Origin of the sequence: Leclercia barmai (assembly GCF_049312895.1) — a bacterium.
Classification (GTDB): Bacteria; Pseudomonadota; Gammaproteobacteria; order Enterobacterales; family Enterobacteriaceae; genus Enterobacter; species Enterobacter barmai.
Map to the genome: position 1 here is coordinate 1 of NZ_JBMNWZ010000020.1, position 476 is coordinate 476.

The following is a 476-nucleotide window of genomic DNA, read 5'->3' on the forward strand; positions in this document are numbered from 1 at the left end:
TCCATTGTGAAGCCTCCCGGTTAACTGTCTGCAATCGGTTCCGACAGGTCAGAACGCGCCGGGACGCACGCGTACGCTACGGCTAATGGTGTCCCAGAAGGCGATAATTTCCTCTTTGCTGTAGGAGGTCGGCGACATGCGTTGATTATCCAGGGTCAGCATAAACCCGGGAGTGTTATAGCTGACCGTCATTTCATTGATATACATTTCAAATTGATATCGTGGCTCATCGTTGTCTTCCTGCAAGCCCGCGGCCAGAAACTCCTGCGCCTGCAACCCGTTAACACTAAATGCCCCTTTTCTTTCTATTTCTCCCCGTGAACGGGAAATATTGCTTTTTATGTCTCCCATTCTGTCCAGAACCGTGGTTTCTTCACGTGTAAAGTTATCATTAGAAACAGCAACACGTATATTGTCGACAGTATTACTTATGAGTCCAATGTTGATATCCTCTCGATCTCTTGCCGTCGGATCGG

Annotated in this window: 1 protein-coding gene; it reads right to left on the minus strand. The window is 48.1% G+C overall.

What is annotated here, in order from left to right:
* Nucleotides 1-48: 48 nt before the first annotated feature.
* Nucleotides 49-476: T6SS immunity protein Tli4 family protein (locus tag ACOYA6_RS23035; RefSeq protein WP_422655479.1), on the minus strand; the 428-nt coding region annotated here is incomplete at its 5' end.